11 protein-coding genes are annotated in these 13,116 nt (G+C 56.4%); 8 read left to right on the forward strand and 3 right to left on the reverse strand.

The genetic code is table 11. From position 1 onward, the window contains the following. The first annotated feature begins 255 nt into the window (after positions 1-255). Complete coding sequence (locus tag CRD13_RS09665; protein ID WP_049192879.1) at positions 256-693, forward strand: hypothetical protein; 438 nt, start codon at positions 256-258, stop codon at positions 691-693. 185 nt (positions 694-878) lie between these two features. Here the strand turns inward: CRD13_RS09665 and CRD13_RS09670 are convergent, their stop codons facing one another. From CRD13_RS09670 to CRD13_RS09680, 3 genes are all read right to left on the reverse strand, one after another. Then, on the reverse strand, positions 879-2,399 hold the full coding sequence (locus CRD13_RS09670) for an aldehyde dehydrogenase family protein (RefSeq protein ID WP_049170136.1): 1,521 nt from the start codon (positions 2,397-2,399) through the stop codon (positions 879-881). Positions 2,400-2,520: 121 nt separating this feature from the next. Then, positions 2,521-3,246 (reverse strand): response regulator transcription factor, encoded by a 726-nt coding sequence (locus CRD13_RS09675; RefSeq protein WP_005511017.1) that lies wholly within the window; start codon positions 3,244-3,246, stop codon positions 2,521-2,523. Beyond that, complete coding sequence (locus CRD13_RS09680) at positions 3,243-4,022, reverse strand: sensor histidine kinase (protein WP_080985577.1); 780 nt, start codon at positions 4,020-4,022, stop codon at positions 3,243-3,245. The genes CRD13_RS09675 and CRD13_RS09680 overlap by 4 nt, the downstream gene beginning before the upstream one ends. A gap of 126 nt (positions 4,023-4,148) precedes the next feature. On the opposite strand from CRD13_RS09680, the gene CRD13_RS09685 reads away from it, so the two are divergent. The 7 genes from CRD13_RS09685 (at position 4,149) to CRD13_RS09715 (ending at position 13,103) form a co-directional block, all read left to right on the forward strand. Beyond that, on the forward strand, positions 4,149-4,865 hold the full coding sequence (locus CRD13_RS09685; RefSeq protein WP_049192880.1) for an ABC transporter ATP-binding protein: 717 nt from the start codon (positions 4,149-4,151) through the stop codon (positions 4,863-4,865). Then, positions 4,862-6,298 carry an FtsX-like permease family protein gene (locus CRD13_RS09690; protein ID WP_070566909.1) on the forward strand — a complete coding sequence of 479 codons (1,437 nt, stop codon included), beginning with the start codon at positions 4,862-4,864 and terminating at the stop codon, positions 6,296-6,298. Before CRD13_RS09685 ends, CRD13_RS09690 begins: the two co-directional genes overlap by 4 nt. 169 nt (positions 6,299-6,467) lie before the next feature. Then, positions 6,468-7,742, forward strand: coding sequence for a PhoH family protein (locus CRD13_RS09695; RefSeq protein WP_042388806.1), 1,275 nt, complete (start codon positions 6,468-6,470; stop codon positions 7,740-7,742). 97 nt (positions 7,743-7,839) lie between these two features. Further along, a complete protein-coding gene (locus CRD13_RS09700; RefSeq protein WP_049192882.1) occupies positions 7,840-8,976 on the forward strand; it encodes an ABC transporter ATP-binding protein in 1,137 nt (378 codons plus the stop codon). Between the two features lie 81 nt (positions 8,977-9,057). Next, positions 9,058-10,269, forward strand: a complete 1,212-nt coding sequence (locus tag CRD13_RS09705; protein ID WP_172620277.1) for a DUF4032 domain-containing protein — start codon at positions 9,058-9,060, stop codon at positions 10,267-10,269. 525 nt (positions 10,270-10,794) lie between these two features. Continuing rightward, positions 10,795-12,078 (forward strand): ABC transporter substrate-binding protein, encoded by a 1,284-nt coding sequence (locus CRD13_RS09710; protein WP_222866721.1) that lies wholly within the window; start codon positions 10,795-10,797, stop codon positions 12,076-12,078. A 179-nt stretch (positions 12,079-12,257) separates the two neighbouring features. Continuing rightward, positions 12,258-13,103 carry a carbohydrate ABC transporter permease gene (locus CRD13_RS09715; RefSeq protein ID WP_016423090.1) on the forward strand — a complete coding sequence of 282 codons (846 nt, stop codon included), beginning with the start codon at positions 12,258-12,260 and terminating at the stop codon, positions 13,101-13,103. Positions 13,104-13,116: the final 13 nt, after the last annotated feature.

Below are 13,116 nucleotides of genomic sequence, written 5' to 3' on the forward strand. Positions count from 1 at the left end.
TGATTTGTGGTGTGTGGTCTGGGGTTATGGTGGCATGCGGACACACTTTTCTTTACTTAACCCGAAAAATGCCCTGAAAGTGTCATAAACTCACACAGTTTCACATTTGCAGCCCATAATTTTTCGGGGTTGTCAGTTTTGCTACTTAACCCACTCTATGGTCGGGGGATTTTTGCTCTTGCGGGCGTGACTCGATTCTCCACTGGGGAGGGGGATTTGGTCTTTCTGGAGGTCATCTCACGTAACCTGGGACGCATGAGGCTCGACAATATAACCTGCCCCTTGCTGGCGTCCTTTTTCGCCGCGGTCGCGTGGAGCGTTTTAGGTGGGCTCATCTTGCCGGAGCCCAACCTCGCCTACGACGAAGGAATTGCGTCGTGGATTGTGTCCATGCTGGTCTCAGTAATGCTGGTCGGAGCAATAGCCGTTTTCGCCGGTGATGGGTCGTTGGCTCGGGGGATGGCCAGCGCGCGGAGCATTGTCGCAGCAGCTACCGGCGCAGGAATTGCCGCGCTTGGCGATCTGGCATTCCTATTTCTCACCACGCCGCCCGATGGCCAGGACGGCCTAGCCGTCGCCTATGTCGTGTTCTTCTACATCCCGCTACTATTTCTTGGCGGATGGGCCGCCAGTGCCGCGATTAATCGGATGCGTAGGTGGCGCCGGAAAGCGAAGAAAGAAAGAGAGACCTAGCTGGCGGCCGTGAGCTAGGCCTCTAAATTTGGAGTCGCCAGCGCCTGGTGCGTCCGGTTAAGGCCGACCATTGCAACCTGCCGGGTGCGGAGGGCGTTTTTTCGGGGGGGCAGAGGCAGTTGTCGACACCTTCATCGGACGTGAATCGGAATCGACAAACCGCCTAGCCCCAAGTGGGCGGATTCTTAGAACAGGCCAGTCGGGTTCTCGTCGTAAGAGACGAGCATGCACTTGGTCTCCTGGTAGTGCTCGAGCATCATCAAGTGATTCTCGCGGCCGATACCGGACTGCTTGTAACCGCCGAAGGCTGCGTGAGCAGGGTAGCTGTGGTAGTTATTCACCCACACACGGCCAGCCTGGATGCCGCGGGCAGCGCGGTAGGCGTTATTCTGGTTGCGGCTCCACACGCCGGCGCCAAGACCGTAGATAGTGTCGTTGGCAATCTCGAGAGCCTCATCCAGAGTCTTGAAGGTTGTCACGGCCAGGACCGGGCCGAAAATCTCCTCGCGGAAGAAACGCATCGAGTTGTTGCCCCTAAAGATTGTCGGCTCGACGTAGTAGCCTCCCTCCAGCCCTTCGAGCTTGGCGACGTTGCCGCCGGTGAGAACCTCCGCGCCCTCCTTCGGCCCGGACTCCAAGTAGCCGGAGATTTTGTCCAGCTGCTCCTGGGAGGCCTGGGCGCCCATCTGTACCGACGTATCCAGCGGGTTGCCGGTCTTAATCTGCTTAACGCGCTCGACCGCGAGCTTCAGGAACTCATCAGCGATGTCTTCGTGGACCAGGGCTCGCGACGGGCAGGTGCAGACCTCGCCCTGGTTCAACGCGAACATGGCCAGGCCCTCAATGCACTTCTCGCGGAACGCATCGTCGGCGTCCATGACGTCGGGGAAGAAGATGGACGGGGACTTGCCGCCGAGCTCCAGCGTGATCGGAATAATCTTGTCGGACACTGCCTTGTTGATTAGCTGGCCCACGGCAGTCGATCCGGTGAACGCAATTTTGGAGATCCGGTCGCTTGCGGTCAGCGCAGCACCGGCCTCGGTGCCGAGGCCATTGACGATGTTGAGAACGCCGTCCGGAAGCAAATCGGCGATAATCTCGGTGAGCATGAGAATCGACGCGGGGGTCTGCTCTGCTGGCTTGAGCACGATGCAGTTGCCGGCGGCGAGGGCCGGGGCGATCTTCCATGCGGCCATCAGGAGGGGGAAGTTCCACGGGATAATCTGGCCGACGACGCCGAGTGGCTCGTGGAAGTGGTAGGCGACCGTGTTGTCGTCAATCTGTGAGATGCGCCCCTCCTGCGTGCGGGTGGCCCCGGCGAAGTAGCGGAAGTGGTCGATTGCGAGCGGGATGTCAGCGGCGAGGGTCTCGCGAATGGCCTTGCCGTTCTCCCAGGTCTCGGCGACGGCAATCTTCTCAAGGTTTTCCTCCAGACGGTCCGCGATGCGGTGGAGGATCAGCGCCCGCTCGGCCGCAGGAACCGAGGCCCAGGAGTCCTTCGCCTTGTGCGCGGCGTCGAGAGCGAGCTCAATGTCTTTCTCGTTAGACCGCGGAACCCGGCAGAAAACCTCGCCCGTAACCGGGGTGGAGTTGTCCATGTATTGCCCGTCTACTGGAGGTGTCCACTTACCATCGATGAAATTTTCGTACTGCTCCTTGTACGTGAAGATTGCATCGGGGGTGCCGGGGTTGGCGTAAACAGTCATGTAGACACGTCCTTTCTATAGGGAAACAACAAACGTATGAGCCAACTTTAAATTGTGACTCGTGTCATAATCAACACTTATTTTTTCATCGCTTTTGCGAGAGATGCGATTGCTGCCGACCCTAAATCTGCCCCGACGTCGCCGTGAGAAATTCCAAAATTGCCCGCACACGGCGGTTTTCCTCGCCGGGCTCCAGATGCAGCTTCATAAAGATGTTGGACACGTGTTTCGCCACCGCCGCCCCGGAAAGCACGAGGTCATCGGCAATCTGCTTATTGGACTTGCCGCGTGCCATCAGCTCGAGCACTTCGCGTTCGCGCGCCGTTAAACTGGCTAGCCCCGATTTGCCGGACTGCATCAATGCCGTCGCCACATCAGGGTCAATCACCACGCCACCACCGGCGACGACTTCGAGCGAGCCCAAGAAGTCCAACACCTGGCCAACGCGGTCTTTGAGCAGATACCCGGTCCCGCCACTCGAGCTGCTGCCACTCGAGCCAACCCCAGTACCAACCCCAGCACTACCTCCAGCACCGCTCGACGAGAACAACTCGCGCGCATACGCCGGCGCCACATACTGCGACAGCACCATCACATTCAGCTGCGGATAACGCTCGCGCAACTCGACCGCCGCCCGCAGGCCGTCATCGCTCATCTTTGGAGGCATGCGCACATCGGTTATCACTAAATCTGGCAGCTCGCCCGTGTCATCAAAACGGTCATCGATGTCCGCCACCAGGCCGTGGGCAGTGTCGACCATCGCAATCACTTCATGTCCACGCTTTTCGACGAGCCCCGCGACCCCCTCCCGCAGGAGTGCCGAGTCATCCGCAATGACAATTTTCATTTCTTCTCCGCACCTTTCATTTCCACGTTTTCCATTTCTCCAATACCTGATTCCCAGCGGTTCAACATCAAAGGAATTCTGGCTATTACCTGCGTTGGCCCACCTTCGGGAGAGTGCATGGTCATCGCACCGTCGAAAGTGGCTAGACGCTCTTTCATACCCCGCAAACCGCGCCCCAATTTTGCGCCGCCAGGGCCTTGGTCCGTAATTGAAATATTCAGTGTTTGATCCGAGGTGAGCAGCACAGAAACAGGAGCGTTCGGTGCATATTTCGCCGCATTAGTCAGCACTTCTGCACAGAAAAAATACGCCGCGGCGAGCACACTTTCTTCCAATTCAGGCAGGGGATAGGGAGTGTGCACAACAACGTGAGGGCCGTATCCTTCAGCAATCTCTTCAACAGCCGCTTGCAGACCGCGATCGCGCAACACTTGCGGGTGAATTCCGTGGACTGTTCGCCGCAAAGCACGTAATCCATCATCCAAATGGCCGCGAGTTTCCGCGAGAAGCTGCATTAGTTCCTCATTGTCAGTATTGGATGCTTCCAATTCTGCAAGTCCCAATTTCATTGAAGCCGCAACAATGTATTGCTGAGCTCCGTCGTGGAGGTCATTTTCAATGCGGCGACGTTCAATCTCGAAGGCTTCGGCAATTGTTCGTCGTGAAGCGGTAAGTTCGGCGATGCGAGCGGCGGCGGATTCCTCGTAGCTGCGTTTATGCGCTTTTTCGCGGCGGTTCGCGCCGATATATTTGCGGAAATAATCCTTCAGCTCCATAGTTTCCTATGGTACGAAAGCTCTGTCTGCGGAGGAATTAATTTCCGGCATAGTAGACCTAGCACTACCGCAAAAGGAAAGTGGGCACGGTGTTGAAATCGCCTCCGTGCGAGTGAAATGAGTGCCATGACAGACAACAACAGCCCAAGAAACGCACGACTTTGTATTCGTGACATCACTAAGTCCTACAATTCCGCTCCCGTTCTCACCGGCATTTCGCTGACCATTGAGCCCGGCGAAACCGTTGCAGTCATGGGACCGTCAGGTTCTGGTAAGTCCACGCTGCTGCACTGCATGTCCGGCGTGTTGCTGCCGGACGACGGCGACGTCATCTTCGGTGACACAAAGATCAATTCGCTTTCTGACGCCGACCGCTCCGCCCTCCGCCTGCACGACTTCGGCTTCGTTTTCCAAGATGGCCAGCTCCTTCCCGAGCTGACTGCCAGGGAAAACGTTGCTCTGCCAATGATTCTGCAGGGCAAGAAGCGCTCGAAGTCACTCGCGCTTGCCGACGATGTCCTCAACCGCCTGGGGCTCAAGGACCTCACGCGCCGTCGCCCAGGACAGATGTCCGGCGGTCAAGCACAACGTGTGGCAATTGCCCGCGCGATGGCCGGCGAGCCAGGTGTCATCTTCGCCGATGAGCCGACTGGCGCGCTGGACCAGTCCACAGGCCATGAGGTCATGCAGCAGCTCACCGCGTTGGTGGAGCAGACTGGCACGACATTGGTGATGGTCACGCACGATGTGAAGGTGGCCGACTGGTGTCGTCGACGTGTGGAGATCCGCGATGGCCTGATTCACGACGACCGCATGCTGGCAGGAGCGGAGGTTACAAAGTGAGCACCGTAACTGAAGCAACAAAACCCCAGAGAATTCCTACCGGCGCACTAGCGGACTTGAGCACGCGGCTGCAGCGCGCCGGGCGTGAATCCCATTCGGGAAACGGCTGGCTGTCCGCATTGTCCGTGGTGGCCATGACCGTGAGTACCTGGTTGGCGTTGGTCGTCGTCGGTGGCACGGCGATGTTTTACCGCCGTTGGCAGGCTGAGCCAAAGCTGCCGCCGAACCCAACACCCGAGGATTACATGAATCAAGGTCAGGGCGAGATGTACCTGCAGCTGGCACTCGTGGCCTGTGTTTTTGTGATTCCGGCAATGGTTTCGCTCGTGGCACAGTCGGCGGTGCTTGGCGCTGCAGGACGTGAGCAGCGATTGGCAACTCTGCGCTTGATTGGTCTGTCTAACGGGGCAGTTACGCGCATGGTGATTATCGAAACCCTCGTATTGGCAGCTGTAGGGCTTGTCGTGGGCACGTTGTTGTCGGTGGCCACTGCGCCATTCTGGGCGATAATCAAGTTCGACAATGACTACCTGGATACCTGGGACATGTTGCTGCCCTGGTGGGGCTACCCGCTGGTCTGGGTTGCCGTGGTGCTCCTCGCACTCTTTGCCGCTGTGGTCGGTTTGCGAAGGGTGATGATTTCACCACTCGGCGTTAGCCGCAAGGAAGTGCCCAAGTCGATGAAGGCTTGGCGCATGATTGTGGCCGTTGTTATCGGTGCGATCGTCCTATACGTGATTGCCAACTCCAATATCGCGGGTGGAACCGTCACTGCCACGCTTGGTGTCGCAGCGATGATGTACCTGATGGTCTGGGCAATTGGCCTGGTGGCGCCTTTCTTTATCCAGCTTGTTGCCCGCATCTCCAGCTTCTTCGGTACTTCAAGTGATTTTGTGGCGACGCGACGAGTCGCGACTAACGCTAAGGAATCGTGGCGTCGAGTAAGTTCCATGGCCTTCCTGTCTCTGCTGCTTGGCTACACAATGATGGTGCCTGGCGAAGACAAGATTGAAGAGGTTGCAGATGTCACATTCGCGCACGATATTGCAACCGGTGTGACTATCACTTTCGTAATCGGTTTCATTCTGTTGCTGGTGTCAACGCTTTTGACTCAGGCCTCAGCCGTCTATGAAGAGGCATCGCTGACAAAGGCGCTGGACTTCATCGGGACGCCAATCAGCTTCCACCGCACGGTCACTTTCAAGCAGACATTCTTTCCCATGCTTGCGACCAGCATCTTCGGCTTTGTTATGGGTGCGCTGTTGGGAGCCACCATGTTCGGCCCGATTGCGAACGAAATCACGTTTGGTCAACGCTCACTTGTTGTTGCGCTGGCGTACCTCGTGGGAGTTGTATCAGTTGGCGCTGTGACCTTGGCGGTTGATCCGCTTCGCCACAAGTTGCTGGGTCGACAGATTCGCCATAACGACTAGTTGCCATTAAAAGGGCAGTGGAGTGGCCGGGCAGTGGTGCTCGGTGCTCGGCCAGTTCCTTAGGGTTCAACTTGAGGATTAGAGCCTGTAACCAACTGTGGTTCATCTGATAACCAAGCATTCATCTCACAACCACGTAATTTCTACCTCTGACTTTTAGCCTGAGGGCATGCGTACCTACGTGCTTGATACCTCGGTCCTGCTGTCCGATCCCCACGCCACCAAGAAGTTCGATGAGCACCAAGTTGTGCTTCCGCTGGTCGTGGTGAGTGAGTTGGAGGCCAAGCGCCACCACCCAGAGCTGGGGTGGTTCGCCCGAGAAGCGCTCCGTTTCCTCGAAGAGCTGCGTTACCGCTACGGCCACCTGGACCGGCCTGTGCCCGCCAATGATCTTGGCGGGTTTATGCATATTGAGCTCAACCACTCCGATCCCTCCATCCTTCCCGCAGGCTTCCGCACCGCCGAAAACGATCACCGCATTCTCGCTTGCGCCCTCAATCTTCAGCACGATGGCCATGATGTCGTGCTGGTCACCAAAGACATTCCGCTTCGCGTCAAGGCTGGTGCGGTCGGCTTGCCTGCCGACGATTACCGCGCCCAGGACGTCGTTCTGACTGGGTACTCGGGAATGGTGGAAGTGGACGTCGACCCGGAGGAAATTGATCGTCTCTTCGCCAATGGGTTCCTTGAGCTCGAGCAGATCCAGGATCAGCCGCTGCACTGCGGCGTGCAGCTCAGCGCTGGTAGCCAGTCTGCGCTGGCACGGGTGAGCGCCCCGGGCGTCGTCAAGCTTGTGCGGGGCGATACGGAGGCGTTTGGCCTGAAGGGGCGGTCGGCGGAGCAGCGTGTGGCGCTTGACCTGCTGTTGGATGACTCGGTGGGGATTGTGTCCCTCGGCGGCCGAGCCGGTACGGGTAAGTCGGCGCTTGCGCTGTGCGCGGGACTGGAGTCGGTGCTGGAGCGCGGACTGCATCGCCGGATTGTGGTGTTCCGTCCGCTCTACGCGGTAGGTGGTCAGAACCTTGGCTACCTGCCAGGTAGTGAGGACGAAAAGATGAACCCGTGGGCGCAGGCTGTTTACGACACCCTGGAGGGATTGGTTTCAGACAACGTGATGGATGAGATTGCCTCGCGCGACATGCTGGAGGTACTGCCACTGACACACATTCGCGGTCGTAGCCTGCATGACAGCTTCGTGATTGTCGATGAGGCACAGTCGCTGGAGCGCAACGTACTGCTGACGGTGCTGTCGCGTCTTGGTAGCAATTCCCGAGTCATCCTTACGCACGATGTGGCGCAGCGTGACAACCTGCGCGTCGGCCGCCATGACGGCGTGCAGGCGGTGATTGAAAAACTCAAGGGCAACGAGCTTTTTGCACACATCACGCTGAAGCGCTCGGAGCGCTCGAAGATTGCGGAGCTCGTTACGGGACTACTCGATTAAGAGTAAGCTTGTGAGGCAGATACGTAGGAGCTGTTCCTGCGGTTACTTTCACTCGGATCGTTCGGCACGTACCTGCCGATGAAAGGTTTGTATTCACATGGCTACTGTGACTTTTGCTGATGCCACTCGCATTTACCCTGGTGCGACGAAGCCTTCTGTGGACAAGTTCAACTTGGAAATTGCCGATGGCGAGTTCCTGGTTCTGGTGGGCCCCTCCGGTTGTGGTAAGTCCACAACACTGCGCATGCTTGCCGGTCTGGAAGAGGTCAATGAGGGCAAGATTTTCATTGGAGATCGTGATGTGACCAATGTCTCGCCCAAGGATCGCGATATTGCGATGGTCTTCCAGAACTACGCCCTGTACCCGCATATGACGGTGCGCGAGAACATGGGCTTCGCGCTCAAGATTGCTGGTGTGGACAAGGACGAGATTGACCGTCGTGTCGAAGAAGCTGCGAAGACCCTGGATCTAACTCAGTTCCTGGATCGTAAGCCTAAGGCTCTATCCGGTGGTCAGCGTCAGCGTGTGGCAATGGGGCGTGCGATTGTGCGCAAGCCGCAGGTGTTCCTGATGGACGAGCCGTTGTCGAACCTGGACGCGAAGCTGCGTGTTCAAACCCGTACTCAGATTGCGGCCATGCAGCGTCGGATGGGTGTGACCACCATGTATGTCACCCACGACCAGACTGAGGCGCTGACCATGGGCGACCGCATCGCGGTCATTAACTTCGGTGTTCTGCAGCAGGTCGGTACCCCGCGGGAACTCTACGAAACCCCGGCAAACGAATTCGTCGCGGGCTTCATTGGCTCGCCTGCGATGAACCTGGGCACGTTCAACGTCTCTAATGGTTACGCCACGTTGGGTGAGGCCAAGATTAAGCTGCCGGAAGCCACACTTGCTGCAATCGTGCCGGAGGATCAGAACCAGATTATCGTGGGCTTCCGTCCGGAGGCATTCGACCTGGTCGAGGGGCCGGGCGATGACGTCATTCCGGTGCAGGTTAACTTGGTCGAGGAATTGGGCTCCGATGCATTCATGTATGGAGACCTCGTCGGTGGCGGAGCACTGAGCTCCGGATCTTCCTCTAACCCGGACGAAGAGGAACACGGTCAGGTGGTTATTCGTACCGCCCCGCGCACCGCGCCGAAGTTGGGCTCGGTAGTTTACGGCAAGATTCGTCCGGGCATGCTGCACCTGTTCTCGAAGTCGACTGGTATGCGCCTTCCGGCCTAAACTCTTTCGTTTAGATGAAATGAGTAGCTGGTAGGGCAGTGGGACAGTAAGACAGTTTTAGGAGCCACCGTGTCGGAAACTATGAAAATAGCCGCGACAACGGTGGCTTCAAAGCTTTTGCGCCTTCCTTGGCATATACCTCTGGAACAGTGGCCAGACGATTTGTTGGCCGCCCTACCTCAGGGAATTTCGCGGCACATTGTTCGATTCGTCAACTTGGATGACCGCGTCATTGCAGTGAAAGAAATTGGTGAGTTCACTGCTCATCATGAGTATCGAATGCTGCGTGACCTGGTCAGGCTCGGTGCTCCATCGGTTCGCCCGCTCGCGGTCATTACTGGCCGCAAGGATCCAGATGGCGAACCGTTAACTGCGGCACTCGTCACAGAACATCTCGAGTATTCGCTGCCGTATCGTGCAGTTTTTTCTCAACAGGTCACCCGCGAAACTGTGGTCCGCCTGATTGACTCGCTGGTAGTCCTGCTAGTTCGGTTACATCTCCTTGGTTTTTACTGGGGCGACGTGTCGCTGTCGAACACGTTGTTTCGTCGTGACGCAGACGCTTTCTCCGCCTACCTTGTCGACGCGGAAACGGGAGATTTGCAAGGCACACTCTCAGATTCCCGCAGGCTTTACGACGTTGACGTTGCCCATACCAACATCATCGGAGAGCTCATGGATCTGCAGGCCGGCGGATTCCTCGATCCTGAGTTGGACGTAATTGCGGTGGGTAGGCGCATTATTGAGCGTTATGAGGACCTGTGGCAAGAGCTGACGGGGGAAGAATCTATTGGTGTTGAGGAGCCTTGGCTTGTCGATGAGCGGATTCGCAGGCTCAACGACCTCGGTTTCGATGTTGGCGAGCTGAAAGTCACCAGTGATGGTGGCCGCGTTGTGTTCCGACCACGAGTGGTTGACGCAGGGCATCACCATAGGCAGTTAATGCGACTGACGGGGTTGGATGTTCAAGAACGGCAAGCGAGGCGGATGCTCAATAGTATGCAGACCTTTCGGTTGGCGGAAGGTCTTGAAGGGGTTCCGCTAGAGCAGGTTGCGCACCGATGGCTGCGTGAAGTTTTCGAGGCCACAATCCTGGCTGTGCCCGAGGGGCTGCGTGGAAGGCTGCAGGATGCGCAGGTTTTCCACGAGGTCTTGGAGCATCGCTGGTACATGGCAGAAAAACGCCGTGCGGATGTGCCGCTTCAAGAAGCGGTGCAGAGCTACGTAGACCGAGTGTTGCCCGGGCATCGCGACGAGTCCGTATATCTTCCGGCGAGCGATGAGGTCGAGTAGCTCTCTAGAAGCAGACTGTCGAGCGTACGATTATTTCAAAAGTGACAAGTAAACGACTCGCCAGGATATTATAAAAATATACATTCACGCCAAACAGGGGTGCTTTTGGTGGTCGGGTGGTTGTCGGGTCTGCGTGTGATTGTCGCGGCCAGGTGCTTACTTTGGTGCCGGTAGGCGGCTCTGTTCAGCGAAAACAGCTCGAAAACAGCTCAAATTCTAGGTGTGCTTTCGAGAGCTTTTGCTATTTTTCTCCTTTGCATTTGTTCACAGCTGGCTGAAGGCCAACCTAAATTGGTTTTGGTCAAGTAAGATTTTGGTGAGACCGAATACCCGCGTGGGTGGCGTCGAAGTTCGCATGAAAGGCTACTTCTAGCCGCAGGGCGGGATAATCCAATTAGGCCACGGCTGCTGGCAAATATTCGTCCGAATTGCTCGGAGGATGCCATTGAAGTGGCCTTTCTTCTCAAGGGAGAAAATATAGTGAAGAACTTCAAGCGCCTTTCAGCTCTGTGTGCAGCAGGCCTGATGGCAACCGCTGGTTTGGTTGCGTGCTCGAGTGATGATGCGGTTGCAGATGGTGGTGTCTACTTCCTTAACTTCAAGCCGGAGCAGGATGCCGCATATCAGAAGATTGCGAAGGCATACACTGACAAGACTGGTGTCCAGGTCAAGGTCGTTACTGCTGCTTCGAATTCCTATGAGCAAACTCTGAAGGCCGAGATTGGTAAAAAGGACGCGCCAACACTGTTCCAAGTCAATGGTCCGGCGGGCCTGCGTACTTGGCAGGAATACATGGCAGACATGTCTGACACTGAGATCGCACAAAACCTCAACGAGGGCATCGAGCCGCTGAAGGGCGAGGACGGCAAGGTATACGGCGTCCCGTTTGCAGTCGAGGGGTTTGGCCTGATCTATAACGAAGAGATCATGGACAAGTACTTCGCGCTGCCCGATGCCAAGGCCAAGAGCATCGACGAGATTAAGGCCTTCGGAAAGCTGAAGGAAGTTGCTGAGGACATGCAGGCCAAGAAGGACAAGCTGGGGATTTCCGGCACCTTCGCTTCCACCTCGCTTGCATCCGGTGAGGATTGGCGCTGGCAGACACACTTGGCCAACGGACCGGTTCATTATGAATTCGAGGACCTTGGCACCAAGGAAACCGCTGATGTGAAGTTCAAGTACAACAAGGAGTTCAAGAACCTCTTTGATCTGTACCTGAATAACTCCACTGTCGAAAAGACTCTGGCCCCGTCGAAGGCTGTGTCCGACTCGATGGCGGAATTCGCCCAGGGCAAGGCCGCTATGGTTCAGAATGGCAACTGGGCATGGTCCCAGATCAACGATGTCTCCGGCAACGCGGTCAAGCAGGACAAGATTAAGTTCATGCCTATGTACATGGGCCTGAAGGACGAGGATAAGACCGGCATCTCGGTTGGTACTGAGAACTACCTGACGGTCAACTCCAAGGCTTCGGAGGCTTCCCAAAAGGCAACGAAGGACTTCGTCAATTGGCTGTTCAACACCGATGAGGGCAAGAAGTACGTCGTCGAGGATCTCGGATTCATCGCTCCGTTCCAGAACTTCACTGAAGCCGACACTCCGAATGACCCGCTGGCCAAGGAAGTGGCCGCAGCAATTGAGAACGAGGACCTGACCACCATCCCGTGGGACTTCCAGTACTTCCCGTCGCAGCAGTTCAAGGATGATTTTGGCGCAGCGCTGGCGCAGTACGCTTCCGGAAAGATGCCGTGGGACAAGGTTGTCGAGACTTTCGCCGACAGCTGGAATGCGGAATCTCCGAACAATTAAATACCAGCAAATCAATGGTGATCCATTCCATCGGTGAGTGTGAAGCGAAAGCTTCTCGCGCATGAACAACCGACGGAATGAGTTCATCCAATGGCAAGGCGGAGCTCGGGGCTCGGTGACCTGTTAAACCGGTCTCGAGGCACCGGGCTCCGCCTTTAGCTTTAGGAGCGGTGTTGTAGATGCAAGCAACATTGAAAAAGTATTTCCCAATTTTCGTGCTACCCACGCTGATTGCCTTTGCAATCGCGTTCCTGGTGCCGTTCGTTATCGGTTTCTTCCTATCATTTACTGACTTCACAACCATCACTAATGCGCAGTGGGTTGGTATCGAGAACTACCAGAAGGCCTTTAGTGAGCGCGAGGGCTTCGTCGCCTCCTTCGGATTCACTCTCATGGTGGTTGTTGTTTCCATCATTACTGTGAACTTGTTCGCGTTCTGGATCGCATGGATTCTGACGCGCAAGCTGAAGGGCACGAACTTCTTCCGCACAGTCTTCTTCATGCCGAACCTTATCGGTGGCATCGTGCTCGGTTATACCTGGCAGTCGATGATTAACGCCGTGCTGGCATCGTACGGTACGACGATTGTGTCCGACTGGAAGTTCGGTTACGCCGGTCTGATCATCCTCATCAACTGGCAGCTGGTCGGTTACATGATGATTATCTATATTGCCGGTCTGCAGAATGTCCCACCGGAGCTCATCGAAGCTGCGGAGATTGATGGCGCCGGACGCTGGGAGATTCTGCGGCACGTTACTATCCCGATGGTCATGCCATCGATTACCATTTGCCTCTTCTTGACTCTGTCGAACACTTTCAAACTCTTCGATCAAAACTTGGCCCTGACCAATGGTGCGCCGGGTTCAGAGACAGAAATGGTTGCTCTGAACATCGTCAACACCATGTTCAACCGAATTGGTGTGGAGGGCGTTGGTCAAGCCAAGGCAGTAATATTCGTCGTCGTGGTCGTAGCGATCGCGATGCTGCAGCTGCGTGCTACTCGCAGCAAGGAAGTGGAGGCATAAATGTCTGTCGACG

Origin of the sequence: Corynebacterium sp. LK26, assembly GCF_014335085.1 — a bacterium.
GTDB lineage: Bacteria > Actinomycetota > Actinomycetes > Mycobacteriales > Mycobacteriaceae > Corynebacterium > Corynebacterium jeikeium_D.